We start from the raw sequence: 12,281 nt of genomic DNA, 5'->3' as shown, positions 1-12,281 counted from the left end.
TCCCGTGAGTTCAGCAACTGTTCAGAAAGAATGTTTGAGGCCGGCCATCACAACCGTCTGGCCGCCATTCGAGGACGGCGTGCCGTTTTGCGAATCACCGACCGAAGCAACGGCGTTGACGATGCTGCCATCCTTACCCAGGGTCTGGCCACGTGCCAGCTGGCGCGCTTCGACGATGTAGAAGGAAGTGCGCTTGGAGAACATATAGGTCTGCTCCAGCGACAACTGCTTGTAGCTGGCGCGGCTGCCAATGTCATTGGCGCGCGTGGCGCGCGTATCGCTGTAGGCGGCACCCAGGAACCAGCGCGGTGTCAGCTGGTAGCTGGAGATCAGGCCGACCGTGTTGAGGATGGCGGTGTCGCGGAAGGCCGAGCGGCTGCCCGCTTCGTATTGCACATTGCTGGCATTCGCGCCCACCATCAGCTTGCCGACCGTGTAGCGGGCGGCCGCCGTGATGAACTGGGCGCTTTCGGCCGAAGCGTAGCCCTGGTTGATGGCCGAGATGCCGAAGCTGCCCGATGCACCATTCCAGCCGGTGCCGGTATCGCCGTTGCGCAGTTTCAAGTAACCGAGCGCAAACTCGGCCGGCGAGGCGCTGTACTTGACGGCGGCGCCAAAGCTGCTGCCGATGGCATTGCCATCGGCTGCTTCGCCAAAACCGTATTGCGCGCTTGCCTGCAGGCCGCGCCATGCTGGCATGCTGTAGGTCAGCGCGTTGCTGATGCGTACGGTCGTATCGAGACCGTCGATATCGCCTGGATGGGCACCGGTGGCGCCCGTGACGATGTTGCTCGACGCCAAAGAACCAACCAGCAGGTAAGACGGCGTGTACTGGCGGCCAGCCGTCAGCGTACCGTAGGCCTTCGATTGCAAACCGACATACGCCTGGCGGTTGAACAATGATCCTGCCGAACTTTGCGCGCCGCTATCGAGTTCGAAGCCGCTTTCCAACAGGAACAGCGCCTTCAGGTCGCCGCCCAGGTCTTCCACGCCCTGGAAACCGATCTTACTGGCTGACAAGTTACCGCTACGCATGTAGGTATTCGAGTTGCCGCCCTGGTTGCTCGCGTACACCATTGCAGTGTCGGCGACGCCATAGATGGTCACATTGCTTTGGGCGCAAACGTTTGCGCCGATGAGGGAAGCAGCAGCCAGCGCCACAGCGCGCATGCAAGTATTTTTCATTATATTTTCCTGATTTTCCTGATTTATTGTACGCCTACCAAGTATTGTCGTCATGTCGACGTCTTACGAGTTTTGGCGCCGCGTTGTCGCTCGGCACAACTGCCGGTGCGTCCGCTTTTCTTCTTGATGTAGATCAAGTGCGCAAATTATACGCTTATTTGCTCACATGTAAGTGATTGACTATAAGGCATAGTCTTATAGCAAAACATTCCTTTGTCTTATAGCAAAACACTCGCACGCGCGAGCGCAAGCCCGGCGGAGCGCAGCAATGGGTGTGGCAGACATGGAAAAGGCAGCGGCGGCACGTGGCAAAAAGCACGTACCGGAAGATACTCAGGAGAGGGGAAGCGAGGGGTGGCGGGGACTGCCGCTCAGCGCAGGATGGCTGGCGCCACTGGCAGGGTTTCCAGTGCGATGAAGGCTTCCAGCGCACCGCGCATGTCGTCGAAAATCTGCTTGCCATAGGCAGCTTCCAGGCTTGCGTACTGCAAGTCGATCAGCTTGCCCATCTGCAACAGCAAACTGGCGCCCGCTTCCGACAGGTGCACCTTGCGGCGGCGCTGGTCGCCCTCGAACTTGCTGCGCCCGATCAAGCCGATTTCTTCCATGCGCGCCAGGATGCCGCTCATGCTGGGACTCGATATCTGGCAGATGTCGCACAGTTCGCGCGGTTCCAGGGTCGGGCTTTCATTGAGCACGCGCATGATGCGCCACTGCTGCTCGGTCACGCCGAAATGATTGAGGATGGGGCGGAAGTGCTGCAGCAGGCTGTCGCGGGCCTTCAGCAGCAGTTGCGGCATGTTCGGATAACGGATCGGTAACTGCAAGCGGAACTCCCATGGAAGACTGGCATCATTAATGTCATTATACGACTCGTCCGCAGGCAACGGCAGCTTGGCAGCGAGGTATTCCCCCTACGTCGCCCTGCCCTCATCGCGGGCATGCGCATGCACGGACCACAGCACGCCCGCCGCCAGCAAGAGCATCGCCGCCCATTCCAGCGGACGCGGCATGCGCTGTGCAAGCACAAAGCCATACAGCAGAGCGAACAGGGTTTCGGAGAGGATCAGCTGGCCCGACAAGGTGACCGGCACCAGGCGCGACGCCATGTTCCACAAGTAGTTGCCGATCACGGAAGCCCCCAGCGCCAGCAGCAGGCACACCAGCCAGAAATACGGCCAGTTGCGCGCCGGCGCCCCATCGGCCAGTGCCGCAGGCTGCAGCAGCAACGCCACGGCGCCGACCAGCAGGGCGATCACGCCGCTGGCCAGGCCATACAGCATGGCCCACTCCACGGCGCTGAAATGCGCATGGCGCTTCAAAAAACGGGCGTTATCGAGCGCATACCAGGTCCAGCAAGCCAGTGCGCAGGCGGCGCTCAGCACGCCGAGCAGCCTGTGCGCCAAAGTGGCGCCGGCCGCGCCAGCAACACCTTCATGGCTGAAGATATCGATATTGATGCAGGCAATCCCCAAGGCCACCACCAGCAGCGGCAAGGCCAGGCGCCGCAGCGGCAGCGCGCCGTGGTCCTTGTGGCCGAAAATGGTCACGCTCAGGGGTAGCAAGCCGATGATCAGCGAGGTGGGCGCCACGCCGGCCAGCTTGACGCCGTACGCCAGCAGCAGGTAATACACGACATTACCGGCCAGCGCCTGGCGCAGCATGGCCAGCCAGTCGCTGCCCCGCAAGCGCCGCAGCAAGGGCAAGAGCCGCGGCAGCATCAGGGCGGCGGCCAGTGCGCCATAGCAGACATAGCGGCCGAGCATCAGCTCGAGCGGGGAAAAATCGGGCAGCAGTACCGGCACAATGAAAACGGCGCCCCACAAGGCGCCGGCCAGCAAGCCAAATACGATTCCACGCCACATGCCCGCCACTTTCACGTCGTATATCAGAGGACGCCAGTATGGCATGCGGCGGACAATACCGTCAGCCCCTGGCCTTGGCCTTGCGCTGCGCGGGGATGAAATGCTCGCGCACGGCCTTGGCCAGCAAGCTTGGTGGCAGCAAGCCCTGGCCCAGCAGGAAGTTGTTGAACGCCAGGCGGTCGAATTGATCGCCCAGCGCCAGCTCCGTTTCCGCGCGCAGCTGCAAGATGCGCGTATAGCCATAGAAATAGCTGCCTGCCTGGCCCGGCATGTTGAAAGTATAGCGGTCCAGCTCCTGGCGCGCCATCGGCATCGACAGCATCACTTCATCCGTCAGGATGCGTCCCGCCTCTTCGCGCGTGACTTGCCCCAGGTTCAGCATCGGGTCGAGCATGGCGCGCGCGGCGCGCAGCATGCGGAACTGCAGCGCGATGAACTGGCCTTCGGCCGGCTCGTAGGGGATCATCTCGGCTTCCGCATACAGCGCCCAGCCTTCCACGTTGACGCTGTTGAACGCGTACAGGCTGCGCGCCTGCGACACGCCACGCTCCACCATGGCGCTGAACTGCAGCTCGTGGCCGGGACGGCCCTCGTGCGCGCTCAAGGTCCAGGCGGCACCGGCAAAATTGAAATCGTCATACGCTTCGCCCTTGCCGCTGGCGGCAGGGTTGCTGACGGTGAGCACGAACTGGCCATGTTCGCCCGTGTTGCCGATCAGCGGAGGCGGACGCATATGCGGCGCCGGCTGGGCCGCCGATTCGGCTGCCGACGCCAGGCGCATGGTCATGGCGCGCTGCGGCACATCGACCACGCGCTGCTGGCGAATGCGCTCCTCTAACTGCGTATTGACGCCCTTGTAATGCGCTTCGAGCTGTTCGTTGGGGATGGAGTCGCTTTTCAGCGCACGCAGCACCTGCCGGTAGTCATTCGCGTCGACACCCTTCAGCGCAAGCCTGGCTGCCACCACGGGCGCCAGCGCCTGCATGGCGGCGCGCGTTTCCAGGTAGGCCACTTCCGCCCGCTCGACCAGCGCACGCGGCTCGATATCGATGCCCACCTGCTTCAGGCGGAACGCATACAGCTCGGGCGCCATGCGGAAATCCGTGCGCGACAAAGGCAGCACCACTTCCCGCTCCCACGCCGCATACGCGTTCAACTGCTGCTCCATGACCGCCAGCGCCGGCTCGGCTCCAGCGATCTGCATGTCGGCGAACAGTTTGCGGATGCCGGCGATGTACGTTGGCAGGTTTTCCAGCGACTGCTCCACCTGCAGCCGCACGGGTCCGGCCAGGCCCTTCTGGCCAATTTTTTCCGTGAAGCGCGCCTTCGCCTGCGTGGTGATCGGCGTGCTGCCCGGATATTGCCCCACGTAGCGCTGCAGGCGTTCGAGTGCCTTGGCGCGGCGCGCGGCCGGGCGCTGCTCCTGCAGCAGGCTTTGCATGCTGCCAAAGACCATTTGCGGCACATCGACCCACGGCAAGGTGTATTTGGCGTCCAGCTGCGCACCGGCGATTTCCTGGTCGACGGCGGCCGTCAAAATCTGCAAATCCTGGGCGATGCGTTCATCCTTTTCCGCCGCCAGCTTCTGCTGCAGCTGCGCGCGCGCCTGCTGCATGGCGGCCACATAGCGCTCGGTGATCTTCGGGCCCAGGTCGGTGGCCAGGCCGTCATACTGCGCCAGGCCTGTGTCGGAGGCGTTTTCAGGCGAGAACTGCGCCTGCGCCGCCAGCACGATGGCGGCATTGCGGTTGCTGGCATCGACCCAGGCGGCCGCAGTGGCGGTAACGGCGGGGGCAGCGGCCATGGCGGGCATGGCAAACGCGGTGGAGAACAGGGCGGCAAGGACGGTCTGCTGCAATTTCGGCGTGACGGACATCGGGGATTTCCTTCCTGAGGTGAGCGATGAGCGAAGCGGCGAGTATCGGCCAGGCCAGCACGACTGTCAATTGCGTCCATTCAGGGCCGGCAGATTCCAGGGCGTGACAAGCTGGACAGCCCCCCCTTGGCGCCGGCTACCTGGGCCAGACCCACACCAAGCGCGGGAGGCGCCGCCCGCCAGCCAGCTGGCCGCAGGGACGCTGCGCTCCATGCAGGAGCGCAGCGCGATTTCCCTATCCTGAACGATGCGTTTTAGTACGCCAGCCCGTAGCCGAACTTGTACAGCGGATGCGCCGTGTCATACGGCACGTCCGATTTCTGCACCTGCACTTCGGCCATCGATGATGGTAGTTCGAACGGCAGCTTGCCTTGCGGCTTGGCCTTGCCCGTCAGGACATCGAACAGCGCGCCGTCGCTGACGCCAAAGTTGGCGATGATGGCGCTGGCCTTGTCCTGCACGTTGCCGAGGATGGCCGGGCGGTCCAGGTACACCGTCACCACTGTCTTCGGCGCATACTTGGCCGCGTTCTTGATCGCTTCGTAGTCGGCGTTGCCATCGATGTAATCGAGGCGGCCCTCGTGCTGCATGCTGCCGAAGATGTAATTGGGGTGCAGTGTTTCATACGGCGCGGCCACGCGCAGCAGGGCCACGTCCGCTTCCTGCGGCGTAGCGACCACCGTGTAGCCATACTGCTTCGCCACGGCAGCGTCGATGCCATACAAGTACACTTTTTTCACGGCAGCGGCCAGCGGCAAGACCTTGTCCTTGTTTTCCAGCAAGACCAGCGAACGGCGCTGCGCGTCCAGCCCAGCGTCGACAAAGCCAGCGTTGCCCACCGTGGCAGCGGCCTTGGCCGCATCGACGAACGGATGCTCGAACAGGCCCTGCTTGAATTTCTGCACCAGGATGCGCCGCGCCGACGCGTTGATGCGCTCTTGCGTCAATTGGCCCCGCTGCACGGCTTGCGTCAGGTACGGCGCTTCCGTCACGCCGCCAAACTGGTCCATCCCGGCCGTGACGGCTTTCACGTAGCGCTCGGCCTTGGTGGCGTCTTCCATGCCCCACGGCGTGCCGAAACCGATAAACGACGGCGCGACGCCCGGCGCCGTGCCGTTGCGGCAATTGGCATCGCAATCGGAGGTGATGCCCCAGTCGGACAGGATCACGCCCTCGAAGCCATATTTTCCGCGCAGCAAGTCCGTCAGCATGGTCTTGCTGAAACCGGCCGCCACCTGTTCCAGGGTGATGCCATCGATCGTAATATTGCCGTCCGGCAAGGCATATGTGGGCATGACGGAAGCCGCCTTGGCCGTAAACGCCCCTTCGAACGGTTTCACGTGGTAGGCGAAGTTATTGCCCGGATACGTCATGTAGCGGCCATAGTAATTGTGGCCATCGAAGCCTTCCTTCGTGGCGCCATAACCGACCCAGTGCTTGACGACGGCCACCACGCTGCCGTCATGCAAGCCCGTGTTGCCATCCTGGAAGCCCTCGATATAGTGCTGCACCATGCGCTTGGCCAGGTCTGCGTCTTCGCCAAAGGTGCCGTTGATGCGCGACCAGCGCGGCTCGGTGGCCAGGTCTGCCTGCGGCGACAATGCCTGCGTGATGCCCACGGCCAGGTATTCCTGGCGCGCGATGTCGCCGAAGCGGCGCACCAGTGCATCGTCGCCGATGGCCGCCAGGCCCAGGGTTTCCGGCCACTGCGAAAAACCCTTGGTACCGGCGCTGGCGCCCACCGTGTACTGGAAATGGTGGCGCGGGTCGGTGCTGATGGAGACGGGAATGCCATGGCGCGAAGCTTCGCTCAAGGCCTGCAGCTTGTTGTATTGCGCCGCCATGTTGGCCGTGTCGCCGGCCATGCGGGTAATGAAGGTATTGACGTATTGCTTGACGATCAGGTCTTGCAAGGCCGTCAAATCATACGCGCCGCCCAGGCCGATGCCGGAGGGGTCCGCCAGGGTGGGCGCCGTACCGTGCATCATCAGGCCGGCCTTTTCATCGAGCGTCATGCGCGACAGCAGGTCGTCGGCGCGCGCCTCGGCCGACAGGCGCCAATCCTCGTACGGCTCGATCTTGCCGCTGCGGTTCATGTCCTTGAAAGTATAGCCGTTGACCTTGAGCAGATTGTACGTGGTGGCGCCGAACACAGGCTGCGTGTACTCCTCGCTGACGGTGTCGTTGCCGCAGGCGGCGAGGGCAAGCGTGGCGACGCAGCCGGCGACCACGCGGGCCATCGGTTTCATAGTGCAATGCATGATGATCTCCTAGATTGTTTTTGTAGGTATATGGGCGGCAGCAAGGCCGGCCCGCAAACAATATAGCCTGACAATCCGTGCGTATTTTGACTGCGCAGCACGCGTTTTATACCCGCGAGAACAATTTTTGTTTGGGCGGCACTGCCAGCAACAATTTCCTACAAAGTGCTAATATTTGTGAAAAATTACTACAACAAGCGGGAGACACCCATGCACAAACACGATACGCGCACGGTTTCAAACCGGATTGCGCAGCAATGCGCACGCACCATGCAGGCCGATGGCCACGATCCTGCCGACTTTGTCCGCCAGACGGGCATCACGCCCGCGCAACTGAATGAACCGGGCGGACGCATCAACGCCGAGCGGCACCGCCGCATGGTCGCCTACGCACAGCACGTGCCGCCGCACTGCGGCATCCTCGACCTCGATGTCACACACTGGTTCGCGCATTTTTCCGGCGTCGCCCACGTCTGCTTCAACCGCCCCACCCTGCGCAGCGCCCTGCACGAGCTGCTGCACCTGCGCGGCCTGATCGGTGAATTTGATTTCATGCTGATGAGTGAGAATGGCACGCGCATCGAGATCGAATACCTGTCCGAATTCTGCCCGCTAGGGGGCGCGATGCAGGCGTTGGCCAATTTCCGCATGCTGGCCCTGGTCGCGCGCGCCTATGACATGGGCGCGCCCACGGCTTTCCAGGCGCATTTCCGCGGCAAGGCGCCGCGCTTTGCGCCGGCCATCTCCGAATGCTTCGGCGCCGCCGCCGCGTTCGGCCAAGCGCGCAATACGCTGGTGTTTGACGCGCCCAATCTGGACCTGCCGTTCGCCCAGTTCAACGCCATGCTGGCGCCCCACGCGCTGCGCCACGCGCAGGGGCAATTACAACAGCTGCAGGGCGCGCAGCTGTTTTCGGCCCGCGTGGAGCAAGCCATCCTCGATTTACTGGGGAACCAGGGCACGGGCGATGCCGACGGCGCCTTGCTGCTGCCAGCCCTGTGCGACGGCCTGGCGATGAACCGCTGGACCTTGCAGCGCCAGTTGCAGCAGGAACAAACCTCGTTCCGCGCGCTGGAACTGCGCGCCAAGAGCCGCGAATCGCGCCGCTTGCTGCGCGAAACGAGCATGAGCGTGGCGGAAATCGGCGACCGCCTGGGCTTTTCCTCGCAAAGCGCATTTACCCGCTTCTTCAAGACGCAGTTCGCGCTGCCGCCGGCGCGCTACCGCAGCGATGCTGCCGGGCGCTAGAGTGCTGAAGCGTTTATGCGGCGGCGCGCGCGGCGGCCCGCATGCTGTCCATTTTCGGCTTCATGTAAAAGCACATGAACAGGCCAATCACCACGCCGGCCGGCAAGGAGCGGCTGAAGGCGACCCACCAGGCAGCGCCAAAGCCATCACCCACGCCATGATTGATGGCGGTGACGGCCAGCGCCAGCACGCTTTCGATCAGGCAAGCCGTCAGCAACGCCACGACCAGCTTGCGCGCCACCCAGTGCGCGCCACCCATGGCCCGGTCGACGCCTTTTTCCAGCACGCCCAGGCAGACCAGAATCAGCGGCAGTATCAGCAGGCTGGTAAGGAAGCCGCGCCCCCAGCGAGGAAAGAACGCATCGCCCAGGCCCACGTTGGCCCAGGTCATGATGCCGCTCAAGAGCAAGGCGATGGAGGGCAGCAGGATCAGGTCGGGCAGGATCTGGCGGAAGGTCAGCGACGGCCTTTTAACGACGGATGGAGCAGGCATGGCAATGGCATTCAAAGTAGTTGATAATAGCAACGATACCCAAACAAGTTGATTAAGTCAACCAAATGCCATGATGACAAACGCTACCGCTGCACCCGCCCGCGATAATTTTGTCGCCTTCATGACCGTCTTCGGCAGCGCACAACAGGTACTCAAAGACTGGATGCAGGCCGATGCGCAGCAAGCCCAGGGACTGGGACCGCTGCACTTGCACGCCCTATGTTTGTGCTGGCGCAATCCGGGCGGCGCGCAGCGGCAACTGGTGCAAGCCATGGGACGCGACAAGGGGCAGATTGCGCGCATGACGCGCGAGCTGGAAGAGCTGGGATGGTTGCTGCGCACGCCCGACGCGCAGGACAAGCGCGCCTGGCGCTTGAGCGTGACGGCGGCGGGCGTGAAAAAATGCCTGTGGTTCGAAGCGCTGGAAACGCGCCTGGCTGGCGAGTTGTTCGCCGGCATGGCGGCGCCCGATCACCAGCGCCTGGCGCAGATGCTCGTGACGCTGCAGGCGAAGCTGGAGGCGCTGGCGGCGCCTTGAATTGCCGCCTGGCCGCTACTCTGCGTCGGGCTGGGCGTCGGGATGCGCCTGCTGGAACGCCGGCAGCGCCTCACATTGCGCCACGATGCGGCGTATCGTCGGATATGGCGCCAGGTCGCACTTGAAACGCAGCGCGTTGTAAATCTGCGGCACCAGGCAGCAATCGGCAAGGGTCGGCGTGTCGCCGTGGCAGAACAGGCCCGTGCGCGGGTCATTGGCTAGCTGCGCTTCCAGCGCGGCCAGGCCTAGGTTCGTCCAGTGCAGATACCAGGTGTTTTTCTGCTCTTGCGAGAGGGCCAAAGGCCCCGTCAGGTAATTGAGCACGCGCAGATTGTTGAGCGGGTGGATATCGCAGGCCGAGACCATGGCCAGCTGGCGCACGCGGGCGCGGCCCAGGGCGTCAGCCGGCAGCAACTTCTGCCCTTGCTGCGTCTCGTCGAGGTACTCGATGATGGCCAGCGACTGCGTCAGCACCGCGCCCTCGTCCTCCAGCACGGGCAGAAGGTGCTGCGGGTTCAGGCTGGAAAAGGCCGCGCCGAACTGTTCGCCGCCGTTGCGGCTCAAGTGCACGTAAGCCGTGTCGGCCTCCAGATTTTTCAGGTTCAGCGCGATGCGCACGCGGTAGGACGCAGAGCTGCGGTAATAGCCATGTAGTTTCATACAGTACTTTCAGTGAGGGTGGCGCAAACGGGGCTCGATTTTCCCCGGCTGCGCATCAAACGGCCCATGGCCAAGAGCGCCAGGGATGCCAGCACAGCAGGAATGGCCAGCAAGAAGAAGATGGTTTCGTTATCGAGTTTCAGGGTCAGCATCAAGCCACCGCCCATGGAGCCCAGGACGGAGCCGCTGCGGCCCACGGCTGCCGCCCAGCTGACACCCGTGGCGCGGCTGGAGGTGGGGTAAAACGCGGCCGCCAGCGCATTGGCGCCCACTTGCGAGCCGCTCACGCCGAAGCCCACGCCAAACACAGCCAGCACCAGCAAGGCCAGGCTGCTGCCCGACAGGGCCACGACGACGATGCAGCCGGCGGCGGCCAGGTAGGCGATGCTCAGGACTTTATGCGGGCTGTAGCGGTCCATCCAGCGGCCCAGCAATATGGCGCCGACGGTGCCACCCACCTGGAACATCATCGTCACCAGCGAAGCATTCGACAGCGACAGGCCATTGCCGTTCAAGAGGGTCGGCATCCAGCTCGAGAGCAGATAGATGATGAGGAGGCTCATGAAAAACGTGAACCACAGCAGCAAGGTGCCGCCTATTACGCCGGGACGAAACAATTCCGCCACTGGCGAGCCGGCGAGTTTTTTATCGCTGACGATCAGGCGCGGCAAGCTTGCCATGGCGGGCGCGATGCGGCGCGCGATGTTCAGCACCTGGCTGGCGTCACGGCCCTTCAGCACCAGCCAGCGCAAGGACTCGGGCAGCGCCAGCAGCAGCACGGGCACCAGCAACAGCGGCAAGGCGCCGCCCAGCATCAGCACGCCGCGCCAGCCGATCAGGTGCAGCAGCTGCGCCGAGGCCAGGCCGCCCAGCGCCGAACCGATGGTAAAGCCGCAAAACATCATGGTCACCAGGCCGGAACGGCGCTGCTGCGGGCAGTATTCGGACGTCATGGTGACGGAAGTCGGCATGGCGCCGCCCAGGCCCAGGCCCGTGAGGAAGCGCAGCACCAGCAGCATCGTCAAGTCCGTCGACCAGGCCGACAGCAGGCTGGCCGCGCCGAAGAAAGCCACCGAGAATATCAGCACGGGACGGCGGCCATAGCGGTCCGCCAGGGGGCCGAACAGGAAGGAACCGGCCATCAGGCCAAACAGGCCCGCGCCAAACAGGGGCGCCAGCGCGGCCGGCGTCAAGCCCCACTCGGCGCGGATGGCCGGTGCGATGAAGCCGATCGAGGCCGTGTCGAAGCCGTCGATGGCGACGATCAGGAAGCATAGCCACAGGATCAGCTTTTGGTAGCGCGAAAAGGGATGCTGGTCAAGGAATTGCTGGACATCTGTCCCTGCATGGGTGCTCATTGTCTTGCCTCTATTATTATTCGTGGTGCCAGTGGTGCGATTGGGCTGCGCGATCTGTGCCGCGCTGGCCCGGGGGTTTTACTGCACGGCGACCTTGATCGGCGTCAAACCGGCGATGCGCGCTTCCATGGTCTGGCCGCTGGTGACGGCGCCCACGCCTTCGGGCGTGCCCGTCATGATGATGTCGCCCGGCTGCAGCTCGAACAGGGTCGACAGGTTGGCAATGACTTCATTGACGGACCAGATCAAATGCGTCAAGTCGCTGGTCTGCACGACTTTTCCATCGACTTCCAGCACGATGTCGCCCGTGGTGATTTCGCCTGAGACGCCTATCGGCGTCAGCGCACCGATGGGCGCCGAATAGTCAAACGCCTTGCCGATTTCCCACGGACGGCCCTGTTCGCGCATGCGCATCTGCAGGTCGCGCCGCGTCATGTCCAGGCCTACGCCGTAGCCGAAGATGTGCGACGCTGCGTCAGCCAGGGCGATATTGCTGCCGCCCTTGCCGATGGCGACCACCAGTTCAATCTCGTGGTGGTAATTCGACGTCTGCACCGGGTACGGCACCGTGGCCGTCGCGCCGGGGGCGACGGGAACGACGGATTTGTCGTCATTTGGCTTGCAAAAGAAGAATGGCGGTTCGCGGTCGGGGTCAAAACCCATTTCGCGCGCATGGGCGGCGTAGTTGCGGCCCACGCAGTAGATGCGACGCACGGGAAATTGCGCGTCCGTGCCCAGAACAGGCAGGCCGGCGATGGCTTGAGGTTCAAAAATGAAGTTGGTCATGGTGAAATCCT

Annotated in this window: 11 protein-coding genes; 2 read left to right on the top strand and 9 right to left on the bottom strand. The window is 63.3% G+C overall.

Features of this window, described 5'->3' with window-relative positions:
* Positions 1-21: 21 nt before the first annotated feature.
* The 5 genes from ACQ4W6_RS17095 to ACQ4W6_RS17075 form a co-directional block, all read right to left on the bottom strand.
* Positions 22-1,185 carry a porin gene (locus ACQ4W6_RS17095; protein ID WP_436568368.1) on the bottom strand — a complete coding sequence of 388 codons (1,164 nt, stop codon included), beginning with the start codon at positions 1,183-1,185 and terminating at the stop codon, positions 22-24.
* A gap of 371 nt (positions 1,186-1,556) precedes the next feature.
* Entirely contained in the window at positions 1,557-2,012 is a 456-nt protein-coding gene (hpaR, locus tag ACQ4W6_RS17090; protein ID WP_436568367.1) for a homoprotocatechuate degradation operon regulator HpaR, read from the bottom strand.
* Between the two features lie 87 nt (positions 2,013-2,099).
* A complete protein-coding gene (locus ACQ4W6_RS17085) occupies positions 2,100-3,050 on the bottom strand; it encodes a DMT family transporter (RefSeq protein ID WP_436568366.1) in 951 nt (316 codons plus the stop codon).
* A gap of 61 nt (positions 3,051-3,111) precedes the next feature.
* Entirely contained in the window at positions 3,112-4,926 is a 1,815-nt protein-coding gene (locus tag ACQ4W6_RS17080) for a DUF885 domain-containing protein (protein ID WP_436568365.1), read from the bottom strand.
* Positions 4,927-5,180: 254 nt separating this feature from the next.
* Positions 5,181-7,187: a glycoside hydrolase family 3 protein gene (locus ACQ4W6_RS17075; RefSeq protein ID WP_436568364.1), complete on the bottom strand. Its 2,007-nt coding sequence runs from the start codon at positions 7,185-7,187 to the stop codon at positions 5,181-5,183.
* Between the two features lie 210 nt (positions 7,188-7,397).
* Here ACQ4W6_RS17075 and ACQ4W6_RS17070 point away from each other — a divergent pair, with 210 nt between their 5' ends.
* Positions 7,398-8,435, top strand: coding sequence for a helix-turn-helix transcriptional regulator (locus ACQ4W6_RS17070; RefSeq protein WP_436568363.1), 1,038 nt, complete (start codon positions 7,398-7,400; stop codon positions 8,433-8,435).
* 13 nt (positions 8,436-8,448) lie between these two features.
* Here the strand turns inward: ACQ4W6_RS17070 and ACQ4W6_RS17065 are convergent, their stop codons facing one another.
* Entirely contained in the window at positions 8,449-8,928 is a 480-nt protein-coding gene (locus tag ACQ4W6_RS17065; RefSeq protein WP_436568362.1) for a DUF2798 domain-containing protein, read from the bottom strand.
* A gap of 70 nt (positions 8,929-8,998) precedes the next feature.
* On the opposite strand from ACQ4W6_RS17065, the gene ACQ4W6_RS17060 reads away from it, so the two are divergent.
* Positions 8,999-9,466 (top strand): MarR family winged helix-turn-helix transcriptional regulator, encoded by a 468-nt coding sequence (locus ACQ4W6_RS17060; RefSeq protein WP_436568361.1) that lies wholly within the window; start codon positions 8,999-9,001, stop codon positions 9,464-9,466.
* Positions 9,467-9,481: 15 nt separating this feature from the next.
* Here ACQ4W6_RS17060 and maiA read toward each other — a convergent pair whose 3' ends face one another.
* The 3 genes from maiA to ACQ4W6_RS17045 all read right to left on the bottom strand — a co-directional run bounded on the left by maiA (position 9,482) and on the right by ACQ4W6_RS17045 (position 12,270).
* A complete protein-coding gene (gene maiA, locus ACQ4W6_RS17055) occupies positions 9,482-10,126 on the bottom strand; it encodes a maleylacetoacetate isomerase (RefSeq protein WP_436568360.1) in 645 nt (214 codons plus the stop codon).
* Entirely contained in the window at positions 10,123-11,484 is a 1,362-nt protein-coding gene (locus tag ACQ4W6_RS17050; RefSeq protein WP_436568359.1) for an MFS transporter, read from the bottom strand. The genes maiA and ACQ4W6_RS17050 overlap by 4 nt, the downstream gene beginning before the upstream one ends.
* Positions 11,485-11,562: 78 nt before the next feature.
* Positions 11,563-12,270 carry a fumarylacetoacetate hydrolase family protein gene (locus ACQ4W6_RS17045; protein ID WP_436568358.1) on the bottom strand — a complete coding sequence of 236 codons (708 nt, stop codon included), beginning with the start codon at positions 12,268-12,270 and terminating at the stop codon, positions 11,563-11,565.
* Between the last annotated feature and the right edge of the window lie 11 nt (positions 12,271-12,281).

Origin of the sequence: Janthinobacterium woesei, assembly GCF_051380875.1 — a bacterium.
GTDB lineage: Bacteria > Pseudomonadota > Gammaproteobacteria > Burkholderiales > Burkholderiaceae_D > Janthinobacterium.
Note: the sequence above shows the minus strand (reverse complement) of the source record. Positions and strands in the feature narration are given on the sequence as shown.

Excerpts from the sequence above, each read along its gene's own strand:
- ACQ4W6_RS17070 (WP_436568363.1), top strand. The coding sequence starts at position 7,398 with ATGCACAAACACGATACGCGCACGGTTTCAAACCGGATTGCGCAGCAA.
- ACQ4W6_RS17075 (WP_436568364.1), bottom strand. The coding sequence starts at position 7,187 with ATGCATTGCACTATGAAACCGATGGCCCGCGTGGTCGCCGGCTGCGTC.
- ACQ4W6_RS17060 (WP_436568361.1), top strand. The coding sequence starts at position 8,999 with ATGATGACAAACGCTACCGCTGCACCCGCCCGCGATAATTTTGTCGCC.
- ACQ4W6_RS17050 (WP_436568359.1), bottom strand. The coding sequence starts at position 11,484 with ATGAGCACCCATGCAGGGACAGATGTCCAGCAATTCCTTGACCAGCAT.
- ACQ4W6_RS17095 (WP_436568368.1), bottom strand. The coding sequence starts at position 1,185 with ATGAAAAATACTTGCATGCGCGCTGTGGCGCTGGCTGCTGCTTCCCTC.
- ACQ4W6_RS17080 (WP_436568365.1), bottom strand. The coding sequence starts at position 4,926 with ATGTCCGTCACGCCGAAATTGCAGCAGACCGTCCTTGCCGCCCTGTTC.
- ACQ4W6_RS17045 (WP_436568358.1), bottom strand. The coding sequence starts at position 12,270 with ATGACCAACTTCATTTTTGAACCTCAAGCCATCGCCGGCCTGCCTGTT.
- ACQ4W6_RS17085 (WP_436568366.1), bottom strand. The coding sequence starts at position 3,050 with ATGTGGCGTGGAATCGTATTTGGCTTGCTGGCCGGCGCCTTGTGGGGC.
- ACQ4W6_RS17065 (WP_436568362.1), bottom strand. The coding sequence starts at position 8,928 with ATGCCTGCTCCATCCGTCGTTAAAAGGCCGTCGCTGACCTTCCGCCAG.
- maiA (WP_436568360.1), bottom strand. The coding sequence starts at position 10,126 with ATGAAACTACATGGCTATTACCGCAGCTCTGCGTCCTACCGCGTGCGC.